This window comes from Cupriavidus basilensis (assembly GCF_000832305.1).
Taxonomy (GTDB): domain Bacteria; phylum Pseudomonadota; class Gammaproteobacteria; order Burkholderiales; family Burkholderiaceae; genus Cupriavidus; species Cupriavidus basilensis_F.
Genome location: NZ_CP010537.1, coordinates 2,343,603 through 2,368,169, shown reverse-complemented (window position 1 = coordinate 2,368,169; position 24,567 = coordinate 2,343,603). Strand labels below are relative to the sequence as shown.

At 67.3% G+C, this 24,567-nt stretch carries 25 protein-coding genes; 11 read left to right on the top strand and 14 right to left on the bottom strand.

Going from position 1 to position 24,567, the window contains the following annotated elements; genetic code table 11:
- Positions 1–64 precede the first annotated feature (64 nt).
- From RR42_RS31150 to RR42_RS31125, 6 genes are all read right to left on the bottom strand, one after another.
- The gene (locus RR42_RS31150; RefSeq protein ID WP_043355689.1) at positions 65–1,120 is read right to left on the bottom strand and encodes a FecR domain-containing protein; all 1,056 of its coding nucleotides are present in this window, start codon (positions 1,118–1,120) and stop codon (positions 65–67) included.
- Positions 1,117–1,626 carry a sigma-70 family RNA polymerase sigma factor gene (locus tag RR42_RS31145; protein WP_043355688.1) on the bottom strand — a complete coding sequence of 170 codons (510 nt, stop codon included), beginning with the start codon at positions 1,624–1,626 and terminating at the stop codon, positions 1,117–1,119. Before RR42_RS31145 ends, RR42_RS31150 begins: the two co-directional genes overlap by 4 nt.
- Positions 1,627–1,772: 146 nt before the next feature.
- Complete coding sequence (locus tag RR42_RS31140; RefSeq protein ID WP_043355686.1) at positions 1,773–3,173, bottom strand: efflux transporter outer membrane subunit; 1,401 nt, start codon at positions 3,171–3,173, stop codon at positions 1,773–1,775.
- A 221-nt stretch (positions 3,174–3,394) separates the two neighbouring features.
- Positions 3,395–3,748, bottom strand: coding sequence for a DUF3325 domain-containing protein (locus tag RR42_RS31135; RefSeq protein WP_043358258.1), 354 nt, complete (start codon positions 3,746–3,748; stop codon positions 3,395–3,397).
- 14 nt (positions 3,749–3,762) lie between these two features.
- A complete protein-coding gene (locus tag RR42_RS31130) occupies positions 3,763–5,433 on the bottom strand; it encodes a PepSY-associated TM helix domain-containing protein (protein WP_052495097.1) in 1,671 nt (556 codons plus the stop codon).
- Positions 5,430–5,789 carry a DUF3649 domain-containing protein gene (locus RR42_RS31125; RefSeq protein ID WP_236702083.1) on the bottom strand — a complete coding sequence of 120 codons (360 nt, stop codon included), beginning with the start codon at positions 5,787–5,789 and terminating at the stop codon, positions 5,430–5,432. Before RR42_RS31125 ends, RR42_RS31130 begins: the two co-directional genes overlap by 4 nt.
- A gap of 324 nt (positions 5,790–6,113) precedes the next feature.
- On the opposite strand from RR42_RS31125, the gene RR42_RS31120 reads away from it, so the two are divergent.
- The 4 genes from RR42_RS31120 to RR42_RS31105 all read left to right on the top strand — a co-directional run bounded on the left by RR42_RS31120 (position 6,114) and on the right by RR42_RS31105 (position 9,840).
- The gene (locus tag RR42_RS31120) at positions 6,114–6,512 is read left to right on the top strand and encodes a cupin domain-containing protein (RefSeq protein WP_043355682.1); all 399 of its coding nucleotides are present in this window, start codon (positions 6,114–6,116) and stop codon (positions 6,510–6,512) included.
- A gap of 93 nt (positions 6,513–6,605) precedes the next feature.
- Positions 6,606–7,583, top strand: a complete 978-nt coding sequence (locus RR42_RS31115; RefSeq protein WP_043355681.1) for a Bug family tripartite tricarboxylate transporter substrate binding protein — start codon at positions 6,606–6,608, stop codon at positions 7,581–7,583.
- Positions 7,584–7,685: 102 nt separating this feature from the next.
- Positions 7,686–8,660: a tripartite tricarboxylate transporter substrate binding protein gene (locus RR42_RS31110; protein ID WP_043355679.1), complete on the top strand. Its 975-nt coding sequence runs from the start codon at positions 7,686–7,688 to the stop codon at positions 8,658–8,660.
- 7 nt (positions 8,661–8,667) lie between these two features.
- Positions 8,668–9,840, top strand: a complete 1,173-nt coding sequence (locus RR42_RS31105; protein WP_043355678.1) for an acyl-CoA dehydrogenase family protein — start codon at positions 8,668–8,670, stop codon at positions 9,838–9,840.
- Between the two features lie 137 nt (positions 9,841–9,977).
- Here RR42_RS31105 and RR42_RS31100 read toward each other — a convergent pair whose 3' ends face one another.
- The 4 genes from RR42_RS31100 to RR42_RS31090 all read right to left on the bottom strand — a co-directional run bounded on the left by RR42_RS31100 (position 9,978) and on the right by RR42_RS31090 (position 12,572).
- Positions 9,978–10,889 carry an NAD(P)-dependent oxidoreductase gene (locus tag RR42_RS31100; protein ID WP_082055312.1) on the bottom strand — a complete coding sequence of 304 codons (912 nt, stop codon included), beginning with the start codon at positions 10,887–10,889 and terminating at the stop codon, positions 9,978–9,980.
- 188 nt (positions 10,890–11,077) lie between these two features.
- The gene (locus RR42_RS37980; protein WP_052495096.1) at positions 11,078–11,830 is read right to left on the bottom strand and encodes a head GIN domain-containing protein; all 753 of its coding nucleotides are present in this window, start codon (positions 11,828–11,830) and stop codon (positions 11,078–11,080) included.
- Positions 11,827–11,982, bottom strand: a complete 156-nt coding sequence (locus RR42_RS40130; RefSeq protein ID WP_158408326.1) for a hypothetical protein — start codon at positions 11,980–11,982, stop codon at positions 11,827–11,829. The genes RR42_RS37980 and RR42_RS40130 overlap by 4 nt, the downstream gene beginning before the upstream one ends.
- A complete protein-coding gene (locus RR42_RS31090; protein ID WP_144409996.1) occupies positions 11,979–12,572 on the bottom strand; it encodes a GGDEF domain-containing protein in 594 nt (197 codons plus the stop codon). Before RR42_RS31090 ends, RR42_RS40130 begins: the two co-directional genes overlap by 4 nt.
- Positions 12,573–12,985: 413 nt before the next feature.
- Here RR42_RS31090 and RR42_RS31085 point away from each other — a divergent pair, with 413 nt between their 5' ends.
- Complete coding sequence (locus RR42_RS31085; protein WP_043355674.1) at positions 12,986–13,402, top strand: hypothetical protein; 417 nt, start codon at positions 12,986–12,988, stop codon at positions 13,400–13,402.
- A 162-nt stretch (positions 13,403–13,564) separates the two neighbouring features.
- Here RR42_RS31085 and RR42_RS31080 read toward each other — a convergent pair whose 3' ends face one another.
- Complete coding sequence (locus tag RR42_RS31080; RefSeq protein WP_063778470.1) at positions 13,565–14,155, bottom strand: phasin family protein; 591 nt, start codon at positions 14,153–14,155, stop codon at positions 13,565–13,567.
- A 200-nt stretch (positions 14,156–14,355) separates the two neighbouring features.
- Positions 14,356–15,384, bottom strand: a complete 1,029-nt coding sequence (locus tag RR42_RS31075; RefSeq protein WP_043355672.1) for a Bug family tripartite tricarboxylate transporter substrate binding protein — start codon at positions 15,382–15,384, stop codon at positions 14,356–14,358.
- A gap of 254 nt (positions 15,385–15,638) precedes the next feature.
- On the opposite strand from RR42_RS31075, the gene RR42_RS31070 reads away from it, so the two are divergent.
- The 3 genes from RR42_RS31070 (at position 15,639) to RR42_RS31060 (ending at position 19,993) form a co-directional block, all read left to right on the top strand.
- Positions 15,639–17,438, top strand: a complete 1,800-nt coding sequence (locus RR42_RS31070) for an IlvD/Edd family dehydratase (protein WP_236702082.1) — start codon at positions 15,639–15,641, stop codon at positions 17,436–17,438.
- A gap of 91 nt (positions 17,439–17,529) precedes the next feature.
- Positions 17,530–18,171, top strand: a complete 642-nt coding sequence (locus RR42_RS31065; protein ID WP_052495292.1) for a GntR family transcriptional regulator — start codon at positions 17,530–17,532, stop codon at positions 18,169–18,171.
- Positions 18,172–18,421: 250 nt separating this feature from the next.
- The gene (locus RR42_RS31060) at positions 18,422–19,993 is read left to right on the top strand and encodes a sensor domain-containing diguanylate cyclase (RefSeq protein ID WP_043358252.1); all 1,572 of its coding nucleotides are present in this window, start codon (positions 18,422–18,424) and stop codon (positions 19,991–19,993) included.
- A 90-nt stretch (positions 19,994–20,083) separates the two neighbouring features.
- Here RR42_RS31060 and RR42_RS31055 read toward each other — a convergent pair whose 3' ends face one another.
- Positions 20,084–21,010 (bottom strand): LysR family transcriptional regulator, encoded by a 927-nt coding sequence (locus tag RR42_RS31055; RefSeq protein ID WP_043358251.1) that lies wholly within the window; start codon positions 21,008–21,010, stop codon positions 20,084–20,086.
- A gap of 203 nt (positions 21,011–21,213) precedes the next feature.
- On the opposite strand from RR42_RS31055, the gene RR42_RS31050 reads away from it, so the two are divergent.
- Both RR42_RS31050 and RR42_RS31045 read left to right on the top strand, forming a co-directional pair.
- On the top strand, positions 21,214–22,185 hold the full coding sequence (locus RR42_RS31050; protein WP_043355670.1) for a 3-hydroxyacyl-CoA dehydrogenase family protein: 972 nt from the start codon (positions 21,214–21,216) through the stop codon (positions 22,183–22,185).
- A gap of 81 nt (positions 22,186–22,266) precedes the next feature.
- A complete protein-coding gene (locus RR42_RS31045; protein ID WP_043355668.1) occupies positions 22,267–23,109 on the top strand; it encodes a 3-keto-5-aminohexanoate cleavage protein in 843 nt (280 codons plus the stop codon).
- A gap of 23 nt (positions 23,110–23,132) precedes the next feature.
- On the opposite strand, the gene RR42_RS31040 is transcribed toward RR42_RS31045, so the two are convergent.
- Positions 23,133–23,399: a hypothetical protein gene (locus tag RR42_RS31040; protein ID WP_043355667.1), complete on the bottom strand. Its 267-nt coding sequence runs from the start codon at positions 23,397–23,399 to the stop codon at positions 23,133–23,135.
- A gap of 502 nt (positions 23,400–23,901) precedes the next feature.
- Between RR42_RS31040 and RR42_RS31035 the strand changes: the two genes are divergently transcribed.
- Positions 23,902–24,567: a CDP-alcohol phosphatidyltransferase family protein gene (locus RR42_RS31035; RefSeq protein ID WP_043355666.1), complete on the top strand. Its 666-nt coding sequence runs from the start codon at positions 23,902–23,904 to the stop codon at positions 24,565–24,567.

Here is a 24,567-nt window from a genome sequence, read left to right as displayed (position 1 = left end):
CCGCCCGCGGCAAAAATAGTGTCGGGAGAGAGCGGACGAACAAGGCGCATGCGCTGCGCCGTGCTTACCTGGGGGCCACGCGGACCCAGTAGCGGGTGAGGTAACGCACCTGCACGGGCAGCGTTTGTTCTAGGATGGCGAGCACCGCATCGGTGTTGTCGAGCGGGAAGGCGCCCGACACGCGCAGGGCGGCGAGCGCCGGATCGCACCGCAGGCTGCCGGCGCGGTAGCGCGCCAGCTCCGCGATGAACTGGCCCAGCGGCATTTGCTCCGCCACGAGCATGCCGTCCAGCCATGCGCTGGCTTGCGGGTGCATGGCTGATGGCGTATCGACGGCGGTGGACGTAAACGCGGTTTCCTGGCCTGCATCAAGGCGAAACGGCTCGCCGCCCTGGCGCGTGCGGATCTGCACCGCGCCCTCCAGCACCGAGACGTTGATCGGGTCGCGCTTGTAGGTGGTGCCGTCGGGCGAGAGCTGTCCTTCGCGGAGGATGAAGCGCGTGCCCAGCGGCGTGATGCCGCCGTTGCGGGTCGTGACGGTGAAGGGCCTGGCGGCCGGGTCGTGACCTGTGGTGACCTGGATTTCGCCGGCCAGCAAGACCAACTCGCGCAGCGCCGGCGCGAAGCGCACGTCGATGGCGGTGCCGGTGTTGAGCACCACGCGGGTGCCGTCGGCCAGTGCGATGGTGCGGCGCTCGCCGCTGCCGGTGCGGTAGTCCGCGGCAAGGGCGCTCAGGGCGCTCCACCTGTGCCAGGAGAGCTGCTCGCGCGCCAGCCATGCGCCGCTTGCCGCGATGCCTACGCCAGCAATGGATTTCAGCGCGCTGCGGCGGGAGACGCTGCTGGCCCGGCGCACGCGCCCGGCGGTGCCGCCAGGGTTGGCCACATGGAGCGCCTTGCGGGCGACGGACGGCGGCATCTGGTCCAGGCCGGCGCGCAGGTCCTGTCCGAGCAGGGCCATGCGCCGCCAGGCGAGCTCGTGAGCCGGGTCGGCCTGGCGCCATTGCTCGCAAGCCGCAAGGTCGGCAGCGGTGGCCTCACCGGATTGCAGGCGCGACATCCATTGCGCCGCCGCTTCGACGATCTGCATGTCGATGCGCGCCTTGGCGGGCTGCGTCATCCGTACACCGCGGTATAGCAATGCAGGAAGGCCTTGCTCATCCATTTCTGGACCACGTTGACGGTGACGCCGAGCCGCTGCGCGATGTCCTTGTAGGCCAGGCCGTCCAGTTGCGACAGCAGGAAGGCCTCGCACACGCGCGGGGGAAGCTGCTCGAGCACCGTGCTGACGGCGGTGAGCGCCTCCACCACCAGCGCGCGGGTCTCGGGCGACGGGGCGGCGGCTTCGGGCTGCAGGGCGAGCGCTTCCAGGTAGGCGCGTTCCAGCGCCAGGCGCCGGAAATATTGCGCGGTCAGGCGGCTTGCTACGGTGGTCAGGTAGGCGCGCGGCTCGCGTAGCGAGCTAGCGTCGCAAGCCACCAGCAGCCGTGCAAACGTGTCCTGGGCCAGGTCGGCTGCGTTGTCCGCATTGCCCAGCTTGCGCCATAGCAGGTTGACGAGCCAGCCGTGGTGATTGCGGTAAAGCGCGTGGAGTTCCGACTGGGGAAGGGTGTCTGCCGTGACCATGGCGCCTGTGTGATGCGGGCGCCCGGCGCCAAACGCTATTGAGAATGATTCGCATTGTATGTGAGATCGTGACTCAAAGACAAGGCATGCATCGCTGCCGGCACGGATTGGTACATCCCCTTTCCCTCTGCCTCTCGCTGGCGCCGCTACGCATCCGGTTGCCATCCGCCTCCCAACGCCTTGTACAAGAGCACCGCGCCTTGCAGGCCCGCCAGGCGCAACTGGGCGGCGTCGTCTTCGGCGCTGTACAGGGTGCGTTGCGTGTCCAGCACGCTCAGCAGCGTCTGCGCGCCGGCGCGATAGCGCCGCTGCGCCAGCGCGAAGGCGTGCCGGGCCTGTGCCAGTTCCTCATCCTGGGCAATGCGCTGGGCGTTCACGCCGGCCATGGTGTTGAGTGCGACTTCGACATCGCCCGAGGCCGCGACGATAGCGCGGCGGTAATCCGCCAGCAGTTCCTGCTTTTGTGCAATGGCCAGGTCGTGCCCGGCGGCCAGCTTGCCGGCGTTGAAGATCGGCGCCAGCACGCCGGCGGCAAGCGAGTAGACCGGGTTCTCGAACAACGTGCGCAGGTGGTCGCTCTCCACGGTGGCGTTGGCCGTCAGCGCAAGGCGCGGCAGCATCAGCGCGCGGGCCAGGGCGATGTTGCCGTCGGCGGCGGCGAGCCGGGCTTCGGCCGCGGCCAGGTCGGGGCGGCGCGTCAGCAGCGCGGCCGGCAGGCCGCTGTCGATGGCGGGCTGGCGCAGGCTGGCAAGGCTGGCCGTCTCGACCTCCAGGCCGCTGGCGGACTGCCCGAGCAGGATCGCCAGCGCGACCAGGCTATCGTTGGCGCGCTGCGCCAGCAGCCGCAAGGTGCGCTCGCGGCTGGCCACCAGGCCGCGCTGCTGGGCCAGTTCAAGCGCGGTGGCGCTGCCGGCGCGCTGGCGCGCATCGACCACGGCCAGCACGCTGCGCGCGTTCTCCAGCATGCGCGTGGCAATGCCGATGCGCTCGCGCAGGCTGACGGTCTGCAGCCAGGCCAGCGCGACTTCTGCGGTGACCGAAAGTGTTGCCGCATCTTGCGCGAAGCCCGCGGCGCGCAGCGATGCGGCGGCGCTGCCGGCGGCGCCGCGGTTGCCGCCCCACAGGTCGAACTCGTAGCTGGCCGCCAGCCCCAGCCGCAAGTTCGCGGTGCTGTCGCTGCTGCTGACGCCTGAGCTGCCATCGTGCTGCGCGTCGGCCGAGCCGGTAAGCGCCGGCAGCAGCGGTGCGCGCGCAATGACGACGCTGGCGCGGGCCTGCTGCACGCGCGCATAGGCTGCGGCGATGCTGGGGTTGTCCGCGCGGGCCCGCCGCACCAGCGCGTCCAGTTCGGCATTGCCGATGGACTCCCACCACGCCGCGCTGACGGGATCGGCACCGGCGCGGTCCTGCGGCGCGAAGCGCCATTGCGCTGGCGCGGTGGGCAGGGCGGCATCGGGCGCGGCCGGCGCGGCGCAGCCCGCGGCGGCCATGACGGCGGCCAGCGTGACCAGGAGGGTCAGTGAATGCAGGGTGTTTATCTTGTTCATTCGCTTGCCACTGCTTGTGAAAGGTCCACCCGCGCCGCGTGGCGCCCGTGTTCGACCGGGCCAATGGCCAGGATGGCGATGCCGGTGAGAGGAAGGCGTTGGTGAGCCAGCGCCATGGGTCAGGGGTCTTCGGTCGAGAAAGTGGCGATACGGGCTGGACTGGCCGTATCGCGGGAGGTTGGCATCGAGAAGCGGGAGAGTGGGCGCGGCCCCCGTGCCGGCTAAGGCGGCAGCGCCAGGCTTGCCGCGGCGAACGCCGTGGCCGGCAGCGCCAGGGCCGCGGCCGTGCGCGGGAAATAGGCCAGCAGCAGCACGAAGGCCAGCGCCCCGGCACTGACCGAGCCTGCCCACACTACCGCGCCTATGCTGGCGCCCCAGCCGCGCAGGCAGGGCAGCGCGGCCAGGGCCAGCAGCAGCCAGCCGCAGCTGCGCAGCAGCCAGCGCGCGGGGGCGGCCGGCGGCGCGGCATTGCGCCCCCGGACCTGGCCGTGGTGCCGATCCATCGCCAGGCTGAGGCTGGCCATGCCGGCATAGCAGAACGCCACGCTGGCCAGGGCGGCGAGCGTTGGGGGCATCGAACTCAGCGCCATCATGCGTCCCCAAGCGCGGCCACGGCGCGGCCGCGCTTGGCCGGTGAACGGGGCATGGTCTGGCGGCCGCCCCGGCCGCCCCGGCGGACCCTGGCGGCGGCCCACAGCAGCAGGGCGCCGAGGGCCAGAGCGCCGAGTTCCAGCCCCGCGCTTTGCCCGTCTCCGTGTGCCAGGTAGCGCAGGACGTGCCAGCCGGTGGTGAGCGCATTGAGCAGCGGCAAGGCCAGGCAGAGCAGGCCGGCCAGTGCCAGTTGCCGGGGCCAGGCGCTAGCCGGCGGGCTGGCCAGTGCGTGGGCCGCGGCGGCCAGCCACATGGCGAAGAAGACTGCGATCTCCCACTCGTGGCGCTCTGGCAGTGCCACGGGCAGCAGCCGGTTGCCCCAGAGGTATCCCGCGCACGCGATCGCCAGCCCGCCGATCGCCGCCACGTTCAGGCGGTCGATGGCGCCGTAGACGCGCGCGCTGGCCGCGCCGAACTCCTGGGCCTTGCGATTGCCGCGCTTGGCCGAAAACAGCAGCAGGCCGGTGGCCATCATGGCGGCGCCCGCCAGTCCGCAGGCAAAGTAGAGCCATTTCACCGCATAACCGCCGAAGCGTGCCATGTGCAGCGTGCGCATGACCGAGCCGGCAACCAGCGGCGCGGCGCCGCCGGTGCCCACCATTTCATCCTCGGCCTTGGTCGACAGGTAGGCGCCGCTCACGCCGTCATAGTGCAGTTCGCGCTGGGCGGCAAAGGCCAGGCCGTCGTACCGATAGGGGCCTGCGATGGCGACGCTGGCCGTGCTGGTGCCTGGCCGCGTCACGGCGACCGATCTGATCGCGCTGTCTGCGCTGTCTGCGCTGTCCGCGCCGGCCCCGGCGGCCAGGCGTTCGCGTGCATCAGCCAGCAGCGTGGGCAGCGCCACCAGCGCGGCCGGCGCGCCCGCTGGCGGCAGGGCCTTGGGTTCGAGCCAGCCAGCCTGGCCGAGCGCCCGGAACAGCTTGGCCTCGCTGCCTTCGTAGTAGGTACGGATGCCCGCTGGCATGGTGTCCGGCCACCAGATGACCAGCCCGGTGTAGGCGATCATCAGCAGGAAAGGCAACGTCAGCACGCCCAGGGCATTGTGCGCATCCAGCCAGGAGCGCTGGCCCTTGCCCGGGCGGAAGGTGAAGAAGTCCTTGAAGAAGCGCTTGTGCGTGACGATGCCCGACACCATTGCCACCAGCATGACCATGGTGGCGGCAGCGATGATCCACACGCCCGTCATGCCCGCATGCAACGCATAGTGAAAGAGCACGAAATGCTGCCCGCCCAGCGTGTCCCGGGCGGGCGGGAGCACGGTGCCGGTGATGGGGTCGAGGCGAACCTCCCGGGCTTGGCCATCGCCGCCGCTGGCCTGCCCATCCCAGTGCAGATGCATGGCGGCATCGTCGCTGGCGGGAAACGCGATCTCCCAATGGGCGGATTGCGGCGCATGGCGCTCCAGGTAGTGCTGGGCATGGGCAAGGGCGCGTTCGTTGTCCACCGCGCCAGCGGCGACCATCAGCCGTTCCGGCTGCATCCAGCGTGTGACGGCGGCGTGGAACACACCCAGGCTACCGGTCAGGAACACCGCGAACAGCAGCCAGCCCAGCCACAGGCCGCACCAGGTATGCAGCCACGCCATCGATTGGCGCAAAGAGGTCTTCATGGCCGGCCCTGCATCCAGTGGCCAGCGCCGGCCGCGAGCAGAAGCACCGCGGTGGGCGCCAGCAGGCCCAGCCAGGCGCGGCCGGGCGTGCGTGCGGCGAAGGCCCAGAGCGCGGCGCCGGTGTAGATGGCGTAGCTGAACAGGCTGGCCGTCATGACGGCCTCGGCCCGCAAGGCCGGCAGCAAGGCGGCGGGAGCCACGATGCTGGCCGAGGCGAGCAGGTAGCCACCCAGGATCGCCGCGCCTGCGCGCGAGGCGATCCGCATGGCCAGCGAAGGGGCGGGCGAGCGCGGCGATGGGCAGGCGCGCAAGGAACGGGGAGAACGTCCAGCGTCCGGGGGCAGGCGGGAAGCCAAGGTGCGGTTTACCTTTCCGAGGGCGGGCTAAGTTGGGAAGACAGCGCTATGAGAGATGCGTCAGGACCGATGCCGCAAAGGCTGCAGCGTCTCTGTATCCCTGATGCGCGAGATCGCGGAATCTGCCGGGGTTGCCGGTAAATTTCTGCTTTGTGCCTAAATGGGCATTTAAATCTGCTGCGGAGGCGGTTGAGGCGCCGTAGGCTGGCTGAAACAGTTGACTAGTTTTTTCATGGGGATAAAATAACTTTCACAAACATGAAAAACAGCCGGGCATCACAGCCGCCCTCATGGGGTCGCGGCGTAGCCGGCATGGAGACTGCAATGACCCCCTCGTCGTCCTCACCGATCTACTTTGTCCGTGCCGAAGACGTGCCCGGCTACCACCCGGCCAATCATGTCGGCACGCTGAACCGACGCATCATCGGCCGCGAGAACGTCGGCGCCACCCAGCTGGAAGTCATCCACGGCACCATCGAGCGCGGCAAAGGTGCCTTGCCGCACGCGCATCCCGGCATCGAGCAGGTCTGCTATGTGCTGGAGGGCAGGGCGCGCGCCGAGGTGAACGGGCAATCGCGCGAGCTCGGCCCCGGCGACTGCTGCTTCTTCCCGGCCGAGGCCATGCATGTGTTCACGGTGATCAGCGACGAGCCCGTGAAGCTGCTGGTGATCTACGCCCCGCCTTACGAGGAATCCCCGGAGCGCGTGATCCGTCCCGCCTGAGGAGCGCTGCCGAACGCTGCAGTTTGCTGCCATTTCGCCTGGGTGCCCGCACCCGATACGACGTTTGTTGTTCAAGCCTGGTAGGAGATTCCAATGACACTGTCTTCGCGACGCCGTTTGCTCGTTTGCGCCGCCATCTGGGGCGCCATGCCCGCATTGGCGTGGAGCAGCACCTATCCCGCCAAGCCGATCCGCATGGTGGTGCCTTTCGCGCCGGGCGGCGCCTCCGACGTGGTGGCGCGGCTGGTGTCGCAGAGGCTGGCGGAGGCCTTGAAGCAGCCGGTGGTGGTGGAGAACCGCCCCGGCGCCAATGGCATCATCGGCACCGATATGGTCGCGCGTGCCGCCCCCGATGGCTATACGCTGCTGCTCAACACCGCGGGCGCGCAGACGCTCAGCCCCGTGCTGTACAAGGCCGGTTACGAGCCGCTGAAGAGCTTTGCGCCGATCAGCCTGATCAGCAGCATCGGCTTTGTGATGGTGGTCCACCCGTCGGTGCCCGCCAAGACCGTGCAGGAGTTCGTCGGGCTGGCCCGCGCCAAGAGCCGTCCGCTGAGTCTGTCGGCCGGCAGCAGCATGATCGAGCTGATCGGGGAGACGTTCAAATCCACCGCCGGCACCCCGGACGTGGTCAGTGTGTCGTACCGGGGCACCGGCCCGCAGATGCAGGCCGTGGTGGCGGGCGAGGTCGACATGACCATCGATCCCTTCAACTCGATGGCGATGATCCGGGCTGGCAGGCTGCGCCCGCTGGCCGTGCTGTCGCCCAAGCGCTCGCCAGCGCTGCCCGATGTGCCGACCATGCAGGAGGCCGGGATCCAGGGCATGAACTTCAATTCCTGGGCCGGGCTGCTGGCGCCCGCGGGCACGCCGAAGGAAATCGTCACCCGGCTGAACCAGGAAATCGTGCGGATCGTCGCGATGCCGGATATCCGGGAGCGCCTTGCCGCCATCGACTATGAGGCCGTCGGCAGCACGCCCGAGCAGTTTGCCACCGTCATTGCCGACGACGCCGCGCGCTGGGCCAAGCTGGTCAAGGACACGAACTACAAGGAGAAGACCGCGCCATAAGGCGGCATGGTGCCCAGGGGCATCGCAAAGACAAAGCTGACAACGCTAACAAAGCTAGTCCACGACAACGAGATGGCTAGCCAAAAAACAGGAGACAACACGATGCCAAGCCTCACCACGCTGCTGCGCGCCGCGCTGCCATTGCTGAGCCTCGCCGCAGCGCCGTTCGCGGCGGCGGCCGACGCTTATCCCAGCAAGCCGATCCGCATGGTGGTGCCGTTCGCCGCCGGCAGCGGCACTGACGCGGTGGCCCGCATCACCGCCAAGGAACTCGGCGACGCACTCAAGGCCAATGTGGTGGTGGACAACCGCCCCGGGGCAAATGGCGCGATTGCCGCCGAGATCGTCGCGCAGGCCGCGCCGGACGGCTACACGCTGTTCATGACCACCAACACGACCCATTCGGCCAATCCTTCGCTGATGAAGAAGCTGCCGTATGACCCGATCCGCGACTTCACGCCGGTGGCGCGCATGGGCAACCTGCCGTTCATGCTGGTGGTCAACCCGAAGCTGCCGGTCAAGACCGTGGCGGACCTGATCGCCTACGCGCGCACGCATCCGGGCATGTCTTACGCCAGCGGCAACAGCACCGGCATCGTGTCGGGCGCCACGCTCGGGCGCATGGCCGGGCTGGACCTGTTGCATGTGCCGTACAAGAGCACGCCGCCGGCCATGACCGACGTGATCGCGGGGCAGGTGCCGATGATGTTTGTCGACGTGGCGGCCGGCATTGCCAACGTGAAGGCGGGCAAGCTGCGGGCGCTGGCGGTGACTACCGCGCAGCGCAGCCGGCTGCTGCCGGAGCTGCCGCCGCTGGCCGACACGCCTGAGCTGAAAGGCTTCGATATCACGTCCTGGAATGGCGTGTTCGCGCCAGCGAAGGCGCCTGCGGAGGTGGTCGAGCGGCTCAACCGCGAGCTGTCGCGCATCGCCGCGAGCAAGGAAGTCGCTCCGCGTTTCGAGGCGCTGGGCTTTGAGGCATTCGGGCAATCGCCCAAGCAGTTCTCCGGCTTCGTGGCTGGCGAACTGGTCAAGTGGACCAAGCTGGTCAAGGACGCTGGCATCCAGCCGGAATGAGGTAGGCATGAACTTTGAAAGAACCCCCGAGCAGCGCGCCATCGTCGAAGCGGTGACGCAGCTATGCAGCGACTTCGGCGCCGACTACTGGTCGGGGCTGGACGACGAAGGCAAGTTTCCCCATGCCTTCCACCAGGCCATGGCACAGGCGGGCTGGCTCGGCATCGCGATGCCGGAAGTGTACGGCGGCGCCGGGCTTGGCATTACCGAGGCGGCGCTGATCATGCAGACGGTGTCGGCCTGCGGCGCGGGTTTTTCCGGCGCGTCGGCCATCCATATGAATGTGTTTGGCCTCAATCCGGTTGTGGTGTTTGGCAACGACCGGCAGAAGGAGGCGGCGCTGGCGCCGCTGATCGCCGGGACCGAAAAGGCCTGCTTCGCCGTGACGGAGCCCGATGCCGGGCTGGACACCACCCATCTCAAGACCCAGGCCGTGCTGTCGGCGGATGGCGCCAGCTATCGCGTGGATGGCCGCAAGATCTGGATCTCCACCGCGCAGGTGGCCGACCGCATGCTGCTGCTGGCCCGCACCACGCCGCTGGACAAGGTGGCCAAGCCGACGCAGGGCCTGAGCCTGTTCTACACGGCGCTGGACCGCAGGCACATCGAGGTGCGCGAGATCCACAAGATGGGGCGCGCCGCGGTGGACTCGAACATGCTCTTTATCGACGGGCTGACGGTGCCGGTGGCCGACCGCATCGGTGAGGAAGGGCGCGGCTTCGAGTACATCCTGCACGGCCTCAATCCCGAGCGCATCCTGATTGCCGCCGAAGCCGTCGGCCTTGGCCGCGTCGCACTGGAAGCGGCAACGCGCTATGCCAAGGAGCGCACCGTGTTCGGGCGCCCGATCGGCCAGAACCAGGGCATCCAGCATCCGCTGGCGCAAGCGTGGATGGCGCTGGAGGCCGCCGATATGATGGTGTGGAAGGCGGCCTGGCTGTATGACAACGGGAAGCCCTGCGGGGCCGAAGCCAATACCGCCAAGTACCTCGCGGCGGAGGCCGCGCACCAGGCCTGCCAGACCGCGGTCCTGACGCTGGGCGGCATGGGCTATGCGCGTGAGTACCAGGTGGAGCGTTACCTGCGCGAGTCGTATATCCCGCGCATTGCCCCGGTCAGCGCACAGCTCATCATGTGCCATATCGCCGAGCGCGTGCTGGGTTTGCCTAAGTCGTATTGAACTCGCTCTTGATGCATTGCCCGCCAATCCGTGCGGCGGCGCTGCCATTCTTTCAGCGATGAAAATAATAAAAAACGCGCCGCATCTTCATGCGGCGCGTTTTTTATCTGAGGAAGCCAGCTCGCGTCAGCGCAGGATCAACGCAGGCGCTTGATCAGCGAGGAGGTATCGGCACGGCCGCAGCCGTCTTGCTGCAGGTCGGCGTAGAACTGGTCCACCACGGCGGTGACCGGCAGGCTGGCGCCGTTGCGGCGCGCCTCGTCCAGGCACAGGCCCAGATCCTTGCGCATCCAGTCCACCGCGAAGCCGAAATCGAACTTGTCTTCGATCATGGTGGGGCCGCGGTTTTCCAGCTGCCAGGAGCCGGCGGCGCCCTTGCTGATCACATCCAGCACTACCTTCATGTCCAGTCCCGCGCGCTCGCCAAAGGCGATGGCTTCGGACAGGCCCTGCAGCAGGCCGGCGATGCAGATCTGGTTGACCATCTTGGCCAGCTGGCCCGCGCCGGAGCCGCCAATGCGGGTGACGGCGCGCCCATAGGCGCCCAGCACGGCCTCGACGCGACCGAATACGGCCTCGTCGGCGCCGCACATGATGGTCAGGATGCCCTTTTGCGCGCCGACTTCGCCGCCCGAGACGGGCGCGTCGACAAAGTGCAGGCCCCGCTCGCTGCCCGCGGCATACAACTCGCGCGCCACATTGGCGCTGGCGGTGGTGTGGTCCACGAACACGCAGCCCGCCGGTGCGTTGCTGTAGGCGCCGTCCTTGCCAGTGAGGACCGAGCGCAGGTCATCGTCGTTGCCCACGCAGGAGCAGACCACTTCGGCGTCTTGCGCGGCCAGCGCCGGGGTGGCGGCCGACTTGCCGCCGAACGCGGCGACCCACTGCTCGGCCTTGGCAGCCGTGCGGTTGTAGACGGTGACCTGATGGCCCTTGGCGGCAAGATGGCCCGCCATGTGATAGCCCATGACACCCAGGCCGATAAATGCGACGCGCATGACTTGAATACTCCGAAGCCCGCGTTTGGCGGCGGGCGAGTGGTTGGCCAGGTGGGCAGCCCACCGAAGCCGGGAATGCTGCCATTCTTGCACTGCAACGTCAACAAGCGTTGCCGCGGGAAATTGTCGTGCGCGCGCGCATGTCGGCGGGGCGAGGCGGTCAACAAGGCTCAGCGCACGCTGCGCTCGCTTACCGCTGCGTTTGCCCGGCCCGCCGCCCGCCTGCCCGGCGCGGCTGGCTACTCGAAAGATACCTGGCCGGAACCGGTCCGGCTGACGGCGCGCTGGTGCGGCTTGCCGGCCACGATGATGTCGCCGGATCCCGTCAGCGCCACGCTGGCCGCATCCGACGCGTAGCCGAGGATGCGGCCCGAGCCGCTGAGCTGCGCGTCCAGCCGCTGCGCGCGCAAGGCGCTGGCATCCACCTCGCCAGAGCCGGAGATGGCGGCGCGCACGCTGCCCACGGTGCCCTCGGCCACGATCGAGCCGGAACCGGACAGACGCAGGTCGATGGATGCCTCGTGCAAGCCGGACGCCCGCAGGGTGCCGGCGCCGGGAATGCTGACTGCCTGGAGCGAGGGCCCGGTAATGGCCACCCTGAGCGGCGCCGCGAGCACGACTGGCGCGCTCAGGCCGATTGTCAGCTTGCCATCGTCCAGGCTGGTGAGCACCAGCGCCAGGATGTCCTCGGGGCCGGTGATGGAAACGGAGTAGGCGCGCGCAACCGAGAACACCACATCGGCCGGCGCATTGAGCTGCACGCCGGAGAACGCGCCGACCATGCGCTGCTCGGTCTTCTCGGGGCCGCCTCCCTTGGTGGCGTCATGGGACGTCACCACCTGGCCATTGACGACGACGACACTGCTCCCGGACGTGCCCGAGGCAGAAATGCCGCTCTGGTTGATAACCACGGTGCTTGGCTGAGCCAGCGCCGCGCCGGCAAAGCTGGCGGATGCCAGCCAGGCAGCGCATGGCAGGTTGATACGGGTCATGGCGATCCTTCGGGCTGGCAGGGGGCCTGGTGGAATGTGTACTTGTCCTTGCCGGTCCTCTTTGAATCATAGAGCGCTTCATCGGCTTTGATGAACGCCTTGGCGAGCGTGTCACCGCTGACCATGTGGGTGACGCCAATGCTGATGGTCACGGGGGGGCGATGGCGCATCCCGGATGTTGCGGCACAGCAGGCCGATGCGGACTTCCGCCTCGGCGCGCGTCATCCCCTTGAGATAAATGCCGAATTCCTCTCCCCCCCAGACGCGCATAGTGGCAGTCCCCCATCACCAGCTTGATCCCTGCGGCCACGTGCTTGAGCACTTCGTCGCCAATATCGTGGCCGTAGCGGTCATTGACCTTCTTGAAGTCGTCGATGTCCACCATCGCCAGGTAGTGATCTTGCTCCGCGGTGGCGCGCGGTACCAGGCTGCCTACGTTGAGCATGAAGGACCGGCGGTTGGGAATCTCAGCCAGCGCATCCACATATGCTTGCTGCAGCAAGGTCGTCGCCATGACAAAGTTCTGCAGCTTCGCGCGCCGCAGCGTGATGAATGTGCACACCGTGATGCCGGTGAAATAGAGCGCGTAGCAGACGACCAGGATGCCTTTGAGTTCCAGCAGGTCCTGCGCCGCCATCATGGGAAAGAGCAGGACCCAGGCCAGCGCGATGACGCCGAAAAACGCCCTGGTGCTCAGCGGCAGCAGGGAGGCGCAGAACAGCACGCTGGCCGCCACCAGCATCGACCAGATCGGACGGGTGTCGTCTGGCGCGCCGTCCAGCACCAGGCGGGCACCTACGCAGAAGGCCACCACAAAGGCAACGTTGAGAACCTGGAATTGTTGCGCGCGCCGGTCGCAAGCCGTTTCACACGGGCGTTTGGACGGCCTGGCCGGGCACGGCGCGCAGCGCTCTCTTGCCGTCGCCGCCCTTGGTGGCGCGGCACTCACACGCTTGCATGGCGGGGTTCCCTGTGGCGGGTCCCGATGCCTATGCTAGAGGTGGCGGTGGATCGCTTCGGCTGACGCGGCGGCCGACGCCGGAGTCGGGTATCCCGTGCGAAGCAGCACGATGCCCGGCGCTCGCCAGTGCCGGAATACAGGATCCGGTGCGGGCGGTTCGTACGATTCGCGCTGGCAGTCGAGTAGGGGGAAACATGAGAACGCTGGGCTTGCTGTTCGCCACCACGTTGGCGATAGCGTCGCCGCTGCACGCATACGCGGCGGGTTGCCAATATGACATGCAGTGCAAAGGGGAGCGGATCTGCCAGAAGGGCCAGTGCGTGTCTCCGGATGACGACGACCAGAGCGTCGACCAGCCCGCCAAGCCGCCAGCCTCTCGTATTGCTCCCGCGCCAACGCCTGCCGCCAGTCAGGTGCCTGCGTCCTCCCGCACGGTGAAGAGCGCGCCGCCGGCAACGCCCGTCCCGGGCGAGCCGCGCTTTTGCTGCACGGTGGCAGGCAGGCTCAAGCCATATAACAACGCCGCCTTCGACTCCGACACCGTCGTTGGCGACGCCTGCCAGGGCATGACCAACTCGGGCAAGCCTGTGCCCGGCACCGCCTGCCAATGACGTAGCCAAGAGCGCTGTGCAAGCGCTGATTCAGACGCATCGGATCAGCGTTTTTTTGCTACGCGAGCAGGATGGCGCAGCCGGGGAACCCCACTTCAGGCCGGTTGCCATTGAGACTTCGCCACGCCCGTTCGCGCCACCCGCTCAAGGCGGGCGCCGGGTTTATTCGGCCGGCCTGGCCGGCTCCACAACCGGTTCCACAACCGGCTCCACAACCGGCTCCACAACCGGCTCCACAACGTCGGCCGGTGCCACCAGCCGCGCAGTCTTGCGCGGCGCGGTTTCGACGGTTGCTTCCGGCAGCAGCTTGCCGCCTGGCAGGTAGGCCGCGACCCATCCCGTCATCGCCGCGCCCATGGCGGGCAGCCCGTTGCCGTACTCCGGCAGGAAATCCCGGCCCATCAGGCACCATTGAAACGGATCCTGGCCGCCGATCGTGGCGAAATGGCGTTGGACGTTGTCGGAAAAGTCAGCGTTCGCGCCGAACACGATCTCGATCAGGCTGTGGGTGTAGGCGGCAATGTGCTGCGCCATCACGTCGGCCAGCTCGGGCCGGAACGTGGTGAAGCTGAACGGTTGCGCGGCCGCCTCGCGCAAGTAGTCGGTGCCTTCGGCAATGAGCGTCTTTGCCGTTTGCAGGTTCAGCGCGCCGATCTTCTGCGCCACCTGCGCCCAGGGGTTTGCCAGGCCAAAATCGATGACAGGGTAAGGCAGAGGCGCCTCGACGTGTTCAGCGTAAGAGAGGGTAGCCATGAGCGTCTCCGATAGTTCATGACGAGGCAACGCGTCCGAGGGATTTCGCCGGTGGCAATCGTCACTTGCTGCGCCGCAGCATTGCGCTAGTCATCATAGGCGCAATCGTCAGGGTGTCAAGGCGCACGACGGCAGGCGCCCACTTCGTCACATCGGGGCGGCGCGGGCAACCTGCTTCCGGGATCGGGCTGCGGCGCCGCTTACTCTGGCTTGACGCCCGCTTCCCGGATCACCGCGGTCCACTTGGCCAGCTCGGACTGGATGCGGGCCTGGGTCTGCGCCGGCGTGGTCCAGGTGGCGATGGCGCCTTGCTTGAGCAGGGAGGCCTTCACATCGGGCTCGGCCAGGATCTTCTTGAGCTCGGCGTTGAGCCGGTCCACCACCGGCGCCGGGGTGCCGGCCGGGGCCACGATGCCGAACATGGAGTTGACCTCGAAGTCCTTCAGGCCCGCTTCATTCGCCGTCGGCACGTCGGGCAGTGCCGCCACGCGCTCGCTGGTGGTGACGGCCAGCGCGCGGATCTTGCCGCCTTTTACGTAGGACTGCGCCGCCGGCACGGTCTCGACCATGCTGAGCACCTGCCCGCCGATGAGGTCGGTCATGGCGGGGCCGCTGCCTTTGTAAGGCACATGCAGCATGTCCACGCCGGCCATGCGCTTGAACATCTCGCCGGCCAGGTGCTGGGGCGAGCCGTTGCCGGCGGAAGCAAAGGTGATCGCGCCAGGGGTGGTTTTTGCCAGCGCGATCAATTGCGGCAGGCTGTTGGCCTTGACGCTGGGATTGACCACGAACACAAGCGGCACGGTACCCACGATGGCCACTGGCGCAAAGCTCTTCTCGATGTCGTAGGAGACGCGGTTCTTGTACAGCGCCGCGTTGATCGCGTGGCTGGTCAGGGCACCCATCAGCAGGGTATAGCCGTCGGCGGGCGACTTGGCGACCAGCTCCGCGCCGATATTGCCGGCGGCGCCGGCCCGGTTGTCGACCACCACCTGCTGGCCCAGCGCGGTGGACAGGTGCTGCGCCAGGGTGCGGCCGATGACGTCGGTGGCGCCGCCCGGGGGGTAGGGCACGACCAGGCGGATCGGCTTGGTGGGATAGTCGGCGGCAGCGGCCAGGCCAGGCAAGGCGGCTGTGCCTGCCAGCATGGCGCCGGCCAGCGCGCAGCGGATCAGTTGGCGCCTGGGCGCGGAAACGCGCGTTCGCGCGTGGCGTCGAATGCCGGTCATAGGGGAATCTCCTGCGCCGGGTTGGTATGGTTGGTATGGATGGAAAGGCACAGCAAGGCTGTGCGGCGCGGGACGCCCGGCTCGTCGCCATGGCAGAGTGTAGGGGGCGTCTCTTGATAGAAGAATCAAAATTTTTCTATCGACTGATCTGAATCTTCAATTAAAGGTGCAGGGCTAAATTCTCCATTGCACCTGCGCGGCAAGGCCAGCTATGATGCTTGCCTAAATTATCAATAATATTATTGGAGATGTGCATGGCCGGCTCCCACGATTCCCCCAAGGACCCTTCCGCCTCGGCACAGGCCGGCCAGGACCCCTTCGAGCCGGCGCAAGACGCCGAGAACGGCTTGGGCAAGGGACTGACGAACTATGGCGACAAAGGCTTCTCGCTGTTCCTGCGCAAGGCCTTTATCAAGGGCGCGGGCTATACCGACGACGCGTTGTCGCGTCCGGTGATCGGCATCGTCAACACCAACAGCAGCTACAACCCCTGTCACGGCAACGCGCCGCAACTGGTGGAAGCCGTCAAGCGCGGCGTCATGCTGGCGGGCGGCCTGCCGGTGGACTTTCCCACCATCTCCGTGCATGAGAGCTTCTCCGCGCCCACCAGCATGTACCTGCGCAACCTCATGTCGATGGACACCGAGGAAATGATCCGCGCGCAGCCCATGGACGCCGTGGTACTGATCGGAGGCTGCGACAAGACCGTGCCCGCGCAGTTGATGGGCGCGGCCTCGGCCGGCGTGCCGGCGATCCAGCTGGTCACCGGCTCCATGCTCACCGGCTCGCATCGCGGCGAGCGCGTGGGCGCCTGCACCGATTGCCGCCGCTACTGGGGCCGCTACCGCGCCGAAGAGATCGATGCGCCCGAGATTGCCGACGTGAACAACCAACTGGTTGCCAGCGTGGGCACCTGCTCGGTGATGGGCACGGCCAGCACCATGGCCTGCCTGACCGAAGCGCTCGGCATGATGGTGGCCGGCGGTGCATCGGCGCCGGCGGTCACCGCCGACCGCGTGCGGGTGGCCGAGCGCACCGGCACCACTGCCGTGGCCATGGCCCGCTCCGGCCTGACGCCGGAGCGCATCCTCACCGGCCGCGCGATCGAGAACGCCATCCGCGTGCTGCTGGCCATCGGCGGCTCCACCAACGGCATCGTGCACCTGACCGCCATCGCCGGGCGCCTGGGCATCGGCATCGACCTGGCCGGGCTGGACCGCATGAGCCGGGAGACCCCCGTGCTGGTGGACCTGAAGCCCTCCGGCCAGCATTACATGGAAGACTTCCACGCGGCTGGCGGCATGCCCGCGCTGCTGCGCGAGCTGCGCCCGCTGCTGCACCTGGACACGCTGACGGTCTCAGGCCGCACGCTGGGCGAGGAGCTCGACGCCGCGCCCGCGCCGTTCGCGCAGGAGGTGATTCGCCCGTTCGACGCGCCGATCTATCCGGTTGGCGGTCTGGCCGTGCTGCGCGGCAACCTGGCTCCGGGCGGCGCCATCATCAAGCAATCCGCCGCCGATCCTGTGCTGATGGAGCATGAAGGACGCGCCGTGGTGTTCGAAGATGCCGAGGACATGGCGCTGCGCATCGACGACGACGCGCTGGACGTGAAAGCCGACGATATCCTGGTGCTCAAGCGCATCGGGCCGACCGGCGCGCCCGGCATGCCCGAGGCCGGCTACATGCCGATTCCCAGGAAGCTGGCGCGCGCTGGCGTGAAGGACATGGTGCGCATCTCGGATGGGCGGATGAGCGGGACCGCGGCCGGCACCATCGTGCTGCACGTGACGCCGGAAGCCGCCATCGGCGGCCCGCTGGCGCACGTGCGCAACGGCGACCGCATCCGCCTGTCGGTGGCGCGGCGCGAAATCTCCCTGCTGATCGACGACGCGGAGCTGGCCCGCCGCGCGGCCGAGCACGAAGTGGTGCGGCCTGCCGCCGAGCGCGGCTATCGCAAGTTGTTCCTGGCCACGGTGACGCAGGCCGACCAGGGCGTGGACTTCGATTTCCTGCGTGCCGCGCGGACCAGCGAAACCGTGCCGCGCAAGTCCTGAGCGCCCAGTCATGGATCGGCCAACCCGTGCAGGCACGCGCGCGCAAGCGGCGCGTAGCATTCAGGACGATACTGCCGGCAGCGCCCAAGCCATGCTGGCCGCCGCCGCGATCCTTGAGGAAGACATCGTCTTTGGCTTGCTGAGTCCGCGCGAGCGGCTGGTCGAAGACGACCTGATGGCGCGCTTCAACCTGAAGCGCCATGTGGTGCGCCAGCTGCTCGTCACGCTTGAAGGCATGGGCGTGGTCGAGCGCAAGCGCAACGTTGGCGCGGTGGTGCGCGCCTTTCCTGCACGCGAAGTCATGGAGCTGTACGCACTGCGCGAAGTGCTGGAAACGCATGCCGCCAGCCTGATCGCGCTGCCGGTGCCTGCGGCGCGCTTGCAGGCGCTGGTGGCCGTGCAGCAGGAGCATGACGTTGCGGTGGCCGCAGGCGATGCGCGTGCGGTGTTCCGCATCAACCAGCGCTTTCACCGGGAGTTGTTCGCCCTGGTCGACAATGCGGTGCTGCGGCAGGCCATCGAGGAATACGCGCGCCGAGCGCATCCGATCCGCTTTGGGTCGCTGGCTGCGGCGGGCTATCGCGAGCGTGCCAGGCAGGAACACTGGGCCATGATCGAGGCCTTGCGCGAGGGCCGGCGCGAGGATCTTGTCGCGCTATGCCGTAGCCATCTGCTGCCCTCGCGCGATGCTTACCTCGCGGCGGAACGGGAGCGTGCCGGAGGGCCTGCCTAGTACATTCCATTATTTGTCTCTCGGATACGGTTAATGGAAATATCGGAGGAAATCAATACGCCAGTCGAGGGGAAACTTGAAATCCCTTTCTCAATCTTTAACCGTGCGGGCTGGCATTTGCGTGTTGTGGCAGGAATATTAGCCAGCGGACCGTGCTAAAATCGGCCCCTTCTGAAGTTCAGACGATTGTCGGCCTGCAAAAGAGATGTCAGCGCAACCGTGTAAGCCGCTTCCGGAGCGCTCGCCCAAAATAGGGTTAGGTGGTCTGATCCTGCTCCTGGCCCTGGGATCGGTCCTGCTGACCATGGCCAATGCGCTCTACTCCAGTTACCGCGTGCAGCGTGACCTGCTGATCCGCAATACGCTGGAAGCCAACCGTGTCTATGCGGCCAAGCTGGCGCAGTCCACGGGAGCCCATCTTGAAAGCACCATGCAGCAGTTGGCGTACAGTGCCGGTTTGCTAGCTGCGGCCATGGATAATCCGGCCCGTGTGGACGAGGAGGCCGAGCGCTTGCGCTTGCAGACCAGGAGCCTGAATTCGGTGGCCATCGTCCGCCAGGACGGCATGGTGCTATCCGTGTCGCCAGCGGCCTTGCGCCGGAGCGGACAGAGCGTGAAGACCGATTGGGGGCACACGCTCCTGAGCACCCGCACCCCGGCGATCAGCGAGCCCTTTACAAGCGCCAGCGGGCGGCTGATTATCTTTATTTCCCATCCCATTATTAATGCGGAGGGGCGGCTGCTTGGTTATGTCGGGGGCACGATTTACCTGAATGCCAAGAACCTGCTGCATGAAATTCTCGATAACCATTATTATCGGGATAGCTCTTATGTCTATGTGGTGGACCGTAAAGGCACCGTGATTTTTCACCCGGACGACACCCATGTTGGCAAGTCGATCTTCAAGAATTCGGTCGTGCTGGCGGTAACCAGCGGCGCAGCGGGCGCGCAGCAGATACTGAACCAGTACGGTGTCGAGATGCTTGCAGGCTATGCGCCGGTCGCGTCCACCGGGTGGGGCATCGTGGCGCAAAGATCCACGCAAGCCACGCTAGCCGATCTGAATGACCTGGTGCTGGTGACATTCGGCAACAGCATTCCCATCCTGCTCCTGTCGCTGGTCTTTATCTTGTGGTTTTCCCGCTGGATCTCGCGGCCGTTGGGGCAGTTGGCCGATGATGCCCGGATGGGGACCACGCCCGACGGGATGGCGCGGATCGAGCGGATCCAGGCCAGGTATGTCGAAGCCGATCGTCTCAAAAAAGCGCTGCTGCGGGGCATGAGCCTGACCAGCAGCAAGCTGGACCGGCTCAATCATGAATCCATCACCGACGCACTGACGGGGCTGCGCAATCGCCGCGGGCTGGACAATGCGCTCAGCCTGTACGAGCTTGGCGGGCAGTCCTTTGCCGTCATCACGCTCGACGTGGACCACTTCAAGTCGATCAATGACCGCTACGGGCACGATGTCGGTGACGAGGTGCTGACGCACATTGCTAGCCTGATGCGGGCCGGCTCCCGGGGCGGCGACATGACCTGCCGCAACGGCGGGGAGGAGTTCGTCATCTTGCTGCCCGGCACGACCGCGGACAATGCGTTCCTGATCGCGGAGCGCTTGCGCGAGGCCGTGGAAAAGACGCCCAACCCCACTGGTGGGGTCGTGACGGTTTCGCTTGGCGTCGCGCATTTTCCTTCGTCGGCGGAGGAGGTTGGCGAGGTGCTGAAAAAGTCGGATATCGCGCTCTATCAGGCCAAGCGCAATGGACGCAACAACACGGTCCGGTACCAGCCGGAACCGGCCGTCCAGGCGGATTCGCCCTGATCGCGCGGGCGCTGCCGCCTGGCGCGATAACTTGCGCGATGCATGGCGGCCCTCATTCGCGCGCCGATAGCGATGCCGATGGCCGCCCGCTCAGGCCGGATCGGCCACGCCGCCGCCGGCTTGGGCCAGGTGGGCGCGCAGCACGCCGACCAGCGCCACCGCCGCGGGCGACAGGCTGCGGTTGCGTGCCGTCACCAGTCCGATCGAGCGCTCCGTCACCGGCGCGGTGAGCAAGCGCTCGACAATACCGGCCTGGCGCACCGTGCCGGCTGCAATCTCAGGCAGCGCCGCCACGCCGAAGCCGCATTCGACCATGGCCGCGATGGTGGCCAGGTGCTCGGCCTCGAACACCGGCTGGAAGCGGATACGGTTCTGCAGGAAGGCCCATTCGGCGTACTGGCGCACGCTGCTGGGGTGCGTCATGGAAACATGGCCGGCGTCCACCGTATCGGCCCAGCGCACCGGCCCCTTGCCGTGGGCCAGCGGGTGCTCGCTGGGAATCAGCAGCACGAAGCGGTCGGACATCATGGGGTCGTAGTGCAGGTCCGCCTGCTGCGGGTCGGCCGCGGTCAGCGCGAAATCCACCTCGCCCGCGCGCACCAGGTCGAAGGCCGGGCCGGAGAGCGTGTCGCAGACCTTGAGCGTAACCTTGGGATGCTCCCGCCGGTAGGCCATCAGCACGCGCGGCAGCAGGCGTGCGGCCAGCGATGGCAGGGCGGCCACCGCAACATGGCCGCGCTCGGCGCTGGCAATGCCGCTCACTGCGTCGATGGCGTCCCGGAAGGCCGCCTGCAGGATCGCGGCCTGCTGCATGAAGACTTCGCCTGCCGCGGTCAGCCGCACGGTGCGGGTGGTGCGATCGAACAGCCGCACGCCGAGGGATTCCTCGATGCGCAGGATCTGGGTGGACAGCGCCGATTGAGACAGGTGCAACTGCCCCGCTGCCTGACGGAAGTTCAGGGTGCGGCCGAGCACCAGGGTGGTCTCGACATCGCGCATCGACAGGTTGATTTTCACGGCATGGATGGCGGATTGATCTTGATTATCGATCATTTTATCCAGAAAATCTGATTCATCAATCAAAGCGGCTTGTCTACACTCATGCCCAATCCCGCTGAACCCGGGCCATGACGCGGCGCAGGCGATGTTTGCGCCATATTTTCCTGGCCAACATGGGTTCAGCCGCCCGACGACAGCACCAGACAGTTCAAAGGAACGCCATGCCCGACGCCGCCCACTTTTCGCTAGCCGCTCCCGGCACCGCGCACGCCGTGGTGGTAGGTGGCGGCACCATGGGCGCCGACGTGGCCGTGGTGCTTACCCGCGCGCACTGCCGCACCACCGTGGTGGAGCCGGATACGCAGCGCGCGGAGGCGGTCGCCGCACGGGTCGCCGCCAATCTCGCCGCGATCGGCCCGGCGGCCGAGGTTGGCCTGGCGGGTTTGACGGTAGCCGCCGGGCTCGACGCGGTGGACTGGAGCACGGTCGACCTGGTGATCGAGTGCATCCCCGAGCGGCTCGACATCAAGCGCGCGCTGTTCGCCGACCTGGCCCAGCGTGCGCGCCCGGATGCCATCCTTGCCAGCAATAGCTCGAGTTTCCCGATCAGCGCCATCGGTGCGGGCCTGTCCACCCGCGAGCGCATGCTCGGCCTGCATTTCTTCATGCCCGCGCACCTGGTGCCGCTGGTGGAGGTGGTGCTGGGCGAGGGCAGCGCCGAGGCCGGCGCCGACGCCTTGATCGCTTTCATGCGCCGTTGCGGCATGGTGCCGGTCAAGGTGAAGAAGGACCTGCCGGGTTTCCTTGCCAACCGCCTGCAGCACGCACTGTCGCGCGAAGCCTTCGACCTGATCGACCGCGGCATCGCCTCGCCAGAGGACGTGGATGCGGCGGTGCGCTTTGGCTTCGGCTTTCGTTTCCTGGCCGCCGGGCCGGTCATGCAGCGCGACCACGCTGGCATCGACGTGCACGCGGCGGCCGGGGCTACCATGTACCCCACGTTCAACAACGCGGCGGAGCCGGCCCGGTGCCTGACCGAGCGCGCGTCGGACGGCCGCCACGGCATGAAGAGCGGCGAAGGCTTCTATCGGTGGACGCCGCAGACCATCGCCGTGGAACGCGAGCGCTATGATCGGCTGCTGCGCGCGGGGCTGGACCTGATCGCGCCGGAACTGCCCAAGATCGAACCCTGAACCTCACCAGATTCTCAAGATTCATTAAATCGAATAGATCGAATAGATCCATTAGGTCCATTAGGTCGAGCAGAGCGCACTATGAGTGAACACACCTTGCTGGCGGATTCGCCGCTGATCATTACCGTCGCGCCCAACGGCGCCTACAAGACCGCCAAGGACCACCAGGCCGTGCCGCTGACCGCGGCGGCACTGGCGGCCGACGCGCGGGCTTGCCTGGAAGCCGGCGCGGCCATGATGCACATGCACGTGCGCCAGCCCGACGGCCGCCATTCGCTGGATCCGCAGATTTATCGCGAAGCGCTCGCCGTGGTGAAGAAGGAAGTGGGCGACGCCTTGCTGGTCCAGGTGACCAGCGAAGCTGCCGGCATCTACCGCGCGGCCGAGCAGATCGCCATGGTGCGCGAGCTGCGGCCCGAGGCGGTTTCCATCGGGCTGCGCGAGATCGCCGTGCCGGACATTGCCGAAGCCGAGCTGGCCGATTTCCTGGCCTGGCTGGCGCGCGAGCGGGTGATGACGCAGATCATCCTGTATGACGCGGCCGACGTGGCGCGCTGGCAGGCGCTGCGCGCGCGCGGGCTGGTGCCGCCGGGCGCGTGGTCGGTGCTGTTTGTGCTGGGCCGGTATTCGGCGGGGCAGGTATCGTCGCCGCGCGACCTGCTGCCGTTCCTGCAGGTCTATGACGGGGCGTTGCCGTGGTCAATCTGCGCCTTCGGGCGCGAGGAGAATGCCTGCGTGACCACGGCCGCCGCGTTTGGCGGGCACGTGCGGGTGGGCTTCGAGAACAACCTGAAGCTGCGCGACGGCAGCACCGCACCAGGCAACGCGGCACTTGTCGGGCAGGCGGCCGAAGGCGCGCGCACGCTTGGGCGCCCGCTAGCTTCGGCCAACGAAGCCAGGCAAATCTACAGCGAGATACGCTGATCGGCGCGGCTCGGCGCCGATGCTTATGCGCCGTCGCTGAACGAGTCGCGGGTGCCGTTGCGCGCGCCGTCGGTGAACGGGTCCCGCGTGCCGCTGCGTGCGCCGTCGGTGAACGGGTCGCGCGGGCCGAGCTTGTTGGCGCCCTGGGTGTAGATGTCCCGCGCCTGGCCGGTGGCCGCGCCATCGAGATACGGGTCCACGCCGCGCGGGGCGGCGCTGGCGAGGCTGGCGACACCGCCAAGGGTGGCGGCCAGCGCAGTGGCGAGCAGGGCTTGCTTGAGTGTACGCATTGCTTTTCTCCGAGGATTCGAGGGGCGGGCGATCTCTTTCGATCGACCGTGCTGGCAGTCTAAGAAACAGGCACCCACGACAACATGACCGGCACATGACAATGCTGTCATGCAGCGGACGTTGCCTCGGCGGCATTCCTGGTCCGCTGCCGCGTGATTTCCACAAGTTCCAACGCCTTCGAAGTTCGCGCAATTTCCTCCCGCAGCACCCCAACTTTTGCCAACTGGCGTTACCCGCCAATCCTGGCGGGCAATTCGGCCAGGCACGCCCAAACTGTGTCGAAAATGTGCCAAAAATCTCATAAATTCTTAATGATTGGCGAAAACGCGCAATCAAGCTATGCTTGCCCGATTGTCGGGCGTGCAGCACACTATCCAGCCGTCAAAGGCGGCTGCGGGGAGGCTGGACAACGGGTCCGGCATGGCCGGTGGCCGCGGGCGCGGATGCCATGGCCGAAAATGACGACCGAAAATGACATAAGGCCTGAAAAGGTCGTGAAACATGACGCTGTACCAGATCAAACCGAAGTTCCAGGCCCTTCTGCGGCCATTGGTGAAGCGCCTCGCTGCGCGCGGCGTCACCGCTAACCAGGTCACGCTGGCGGCGGCTGGCGGGTCACTGGTGGTGGGGGCGCTGGTGGCCGCGCTGGCCTGGCTGCCGGGCGTCTTCCTGCTGATGCCGCTCTGGCTGTTCGCGCGCATGGCGCTCAACGCCATCGACGGCATGCTGGCCCGCGAGCACGGGCAGCAAAGCGTGCTGGGCGCGTATCTCAACGAACTTGGGGACATCGTCTCCGATATTGCGCTGATCCTGCCGTTCGCCCTTGTTGCGCCGTTTGGTGCCGGCGAGATCATGGTGTTTGCGCTGCTGGCCGTCATCGTCGAGTGCGCTGGCCTGATCGGGCCGCTGGCCGGTGCCAGCCGCCGCTACGACGGCCCCCTGGGCAAGAGCGACCGGGCCCTGGTGCTGGGCGCGCTGGGCTTATGGGCCGGCCTCGGGCTGAGCCTGGCGCATGCCGCTCACTGGCTGTGGGTGATGTTGTCGCTGCTGTCGTTGCTGACCATCGCCAACCGGGTGCGCCGCGGCGTGGCCGAGGGCGAGCAGGCACGCCAGGCCCGTGCCCAGGCAGCCCCGCACACCAAATCGTCTTCCCAACCCGTGGAGTGA

Excerpts from the sequence above, each read along its gene's own strand:
- RR42_RS31150 (WP_043355689.1), bottom strand. The coding sequence starts at position 1,120 with ATGACGCAGCCCGCCAAGGCGCGCATCGACATGCAGATCGTCGAAGCG.
- RR42_RS31145 (WP_043355688.1), bottom strand. The coding sequence starts at position 1,626 with ATGGTCACGGCAGACACCCTTCCCCAGTCGGAACTCCACGCGCTTTAC.
- RR42_RS31140 (WP_043355686.1), bottom strand. The coding sequence starts at position 3,173 with ATGAACAAGATAAACACCCTGCATTCACTGACCCTCCTGGTCACGCTG.
- RR42_RS31135 (WP_043358258.1), bottom strand. The coding sequence starts at position 3,748 with ATGCCCCCAACGCTCGCCGCCCTGGCCAGCGTGGCGTTCTGCTATGCC.
- RR42_RS31130 (WP_052495097.1), bottom strand. The coding sequence starts at position 5,433 with ATGAAGACCTCTTTGCGCCAATCGATGGCGTGGCTGCATACCTGGTGC.
- RR42_RS31120 (WP_043355682.1), top strand. The coding sequence starts at position 6,114 with ATGACCCCCTCGTCGTCCTCACCGATCTACTTTGTCCGTGCCGAAGAC.
- RR42_RS31115 (WP_043355681.1), top strand. The coding sequence starts at position 6,606 with ATGACACTGTCTTCGCGACGCCGTTTGCTCGTTTGCGCCGCCATCTGG.
- RR42_RS31110 (WP_043355679.1), top strand. The coding sequence starts at position 7,686 with ATGCCAAGCCTCACCACGCTGCTGCGCGCCGCGCTGCCATTGCTGAGC.
- RR42_RS31105 (WP_043355678.1), top strand. The coding sequence starts at position 8,668 with ATGAACTTTGAAAGAACCCCCGAGCAGCGCGCCATCGTCGAAGCGGTG.
- RR42_RS37980 (WP_052495096.1), bottom strand. The coding sequence starts at position 11,830 with ATGACCCGTATCAACCTGCCATGCGCTGCCTGGCTGGCATCCGCCAGC.
- RR42_RS31090 (WP_144409996.1), bottom strand. The coding sequence starts at position 12,572 with ATGCTGGTGGCGGCCAGCGTGCTGTTCTGCGCCTCCCTGCTGCCGCTG.
- RR42_RS31085 (WP_043355674.1), top strand. The coding sequence starts at position 12,986 with ATGAGAACGCTGGGCTTGCTGTTCGCCACCACGTTGGCGATAGCGTCG.
- RR42_RS31080 (WP_063778470.1), bottom strand. The coding sequence starts at position 14,155 with ATGGCTACCCTCTCTTACGCTGAACACGTCGAGGCGCCTCTGCCTTAC.
- RR42_RS31075 (WP_043355672.1), bottom strand. The coding sequence starts at position 15,384 with ATGACCGGCATTCGACGCCACGCGCGAACGCGCGTTTCCGCGCCCAGG.
- RR42_RS31070 (WP_236702082.1), top strand. The coding sequence starts at position 15,639 with ATGGCCGGCTCCCACGATTCCCCCAAGGACCCTTCCGCCTCGGCACAG.
- RR42_RS31065 (WP_052495292.1), top strand. The coding sequence starts at position 17,530 with ATGCTGGCCGCCGCCGCGATCCTTGAGGAAGACATCGTCTTTGGCTTG.
- RR42_RS31050 (WP_043355670.1), top strand. The coding sequence starts at position 21,214 with ATGCCCGACGCCGCCCACTTTTCGCTAGCCGCTCCCGGCACCGCGCAC.
- RR42_RS31045 (WP_043355668.1), top strand. The coding sequence starts at position 22,267 with ATGAGTGAACACACCTTGCTGGCGGATTCGCCGCTGATCATTACCGTC.
- RR42_RS31040 (WP_043355667.1), bottom strand. The coding sequence starts at position 23,399 with ATGCGTACACTCAAGCAAGCCCTGCTCGCCACTGCGCTGGCCGCCACC.
- RR42_RS31035 (WP_043355666.1), top strand. The coding sequence starts at position 23,902 with ATGACGCTGTACCAGATCAAACCGAAGTTCCAGGCCCTTCTGCGGCCA.